This is a genomic window from Kitasatospora putterlickiae, assembly GCF_039527695.1.
Classification (GTDB): Bacteria; Actinomycetota; Actinomycetes; order Streptomycetales; family Streptomycetaceae; genus Kitasatospora; species Kitasatospora putterlickiae.
The window spans coordinates 1-1545 of the sequence record NZ_BAAAKJ010000525.1 but is presented as its reverse complement, the minus strand read 5'-3'; the positions used below and the strand labels follow the sequence as shown (position 1 = coordinate 1545).

Here is a 1545-nt window from a genome sequence, read left to right as displayed (position 1 = left end):
CCGCAGCGGCAGCCCGGCGCTGCGCGCGGCCAGGCCCCGGCCCTCGACCTCGACCGGTACCTCAAGCGGGAGCCCTCATGACCGGTCGGGCGGGCCCATGAGCAACCACCTCGCGATCGCGACCGTGAGCGAGGCGCTGCGGCTGCTCGTCTCCCGCGCGCTCTCCCCCGACATCCCGTTCGCGGTCGAGGTCGGCGCCCGCAAGCCGCCGACCGAGCCGCCCGCCGACCCGGCCATCACCGTCTTCCTCTACCAGGTCACGCCCAACGCCTCACTGCGCAACCTCGACGCGCCGACCCGCGCGGCCGACGGCACCCTGCTCGCCCGGCCGACCGCCGCCCTGGACCTGCACTACCTGATCAGCTGCTACGGCGAGGAGTCCCAGCTGGTCGGCCAGCGGCTGCTCGGCTGCGTGGTCCGGGCGCTGGCCGAACAGCCGGTGCTGTCCCGGCAGCTGATCGAGGAGGCGGCCGCCCAGCCGTACCTGGCGGGGACCGACCTGGCCGCCTCCCCGCAGCGGGTGCGCTTCACGCCCGCGCCGATGGACGTCGACGAGATGTCCAAGCTGTGGACCACGCTGTTCCAGACCCCGTACGCGCTGTCCGTGGTCTACCAGGCCACCGCCGTCCTGGTGGAGGGCAGGACCGACCCGGTGGCCGGAAAGCCCGTGCTGCGCCGCACCGTGCGGGCCGTGCCGTCGCGCGGTCCGGTCGTCGAGCGGGTGCTCTCCCGGTCGGCCGGCTCCGGGGGCGCCCCCGTGGAAGGACCGGTGGCCAAGGACCGGGAGCTGGTGGTGGACGGTTCCGGGCTGCGCGCGGACCTGGTCGTGGCCCGGCTGGGCGAACGCCGGGTGGCGGTCGCCCCGGCCGACGTCCGGGACGACCGCCTGGTGGTCGCCGTCCCGGAGGACCTGCCGCCCGGCGTCCACCAGGTGCAGGTGCTGCACGGACTGGCGCTGGACGGCCGGCCCGCCGCCGACCACCTCGTCCTGGAGTCCAACGCGCAGACCTTCGCCCGGCAGCCGCGGATCGTCACGCCGATCGGCACGACCGACCGCGGCGACGGACCGGCCGGCGTCTCGGCCCGGCTGCACGTCCGGCTGGACCTGCCGCTCCGGGACGACCAGCAGGTCCTGCTGCTGCTGGACGAGCTGCACCCGCCCCCCGGGCGCCCCGGGGCGAGCCACCAGTTCCGGGCGCCCGCGCCGCCACGGCCGCGCCCCGACCCGTTCGAGGTCCGGGTGCCGGTGGTCGGCGTCCGTCCGGCGGTGTACCTGGCCCGGGTCCAGGTGGACGGCGTGCCGAGCGAGTTGACGGTGTCCGAGGACGGGTCCTTCGCCGGTCCCGTCGTGGACCTGACGCACTGACCGCGGGACAGGGGACGGGGGGACGCGATGAGCACACGCCGAGCGCAGGGCCGCGACGGCCCGGCGGACGAGCCGCACCGGCGGTCGCTGTCGGCCGCGGTCGCCGCCGTACTCGAACGGATCGACGCGCACGCGGCCGGTCGCGCGGGTTCGGCGGACGGCGCCCGGCCGTCGTCCGC

At 76.6% G+C, this 1545-nt stretch carries 1 protein-coding gene; it reads left to right on the top strand.

The genetic code is table 11. The features are described 5' to 3' along the window. The first annotated feature begins 97 nt into the window (after positions 1–97). The gene (locus ABD308_RS38700; protein ID WP_344345695.1) at positions 98–1366 is read left to right on the top strand and encodes a Pvc16 family protein; all 1269 of its coding nucleotides are present in this window, start codon (positions 98–100) and stop codon (positions 1364–1366) included. Positions 1367–1545: the final 179 nt, after the last annotated feature.

Coding starts and splice junctions, on each gene's coding strand:
- ABD308_RS38700 (WP_344345695.1), top strand. CDS start 98: ATGAGCAACCACCTCGCGATCGCGACCGTGAGCGAGGCGCTGCGGCTG.